Below are 241 nucleotides of genomic sequence, written 5' to 3' on the forward strand. Positions count from 1 at the left end.
GTTCTGCCAGTAATTCATACTGTTGTTGAACGAGTCTATATTGCATAACCAAGGTATGAATCTCAAATCGAGCCATCTCCAGGCCTTCGGTCAACCCGATCGAGATTTCAGCGGCTTCCTTGAGTTTTATTATTTTGGGAGAAGAGACACACTTTAACCCATCCACCTCTTTGTAGAAAGGGAGTAGCTCCGCCACTTCTTTTTCTCGAAGGTCCTCTGGTAATGGTGTTTTCTCCAGCAC

The 241-nt window shown here is 44.8% G+C and carries 1 pseudogene; it reads right to left on the reverse strand.

The features are described from left to right. Positions 1 to 241: pseudogene (locus M3627_RS20680) on the reverse strand (IS110 family RNA-guided transposase); the annotation flags it as partial.

Origin of the sequence: Psychrobacillus sp. MER TA 171 (assembly GCF_023713305.1) — a bacterium.
Classification (GTDB): Bacteria; Bacillota; Bacilli; order Bacillales_A; family Planococcaceae; genus Psychrobacillus.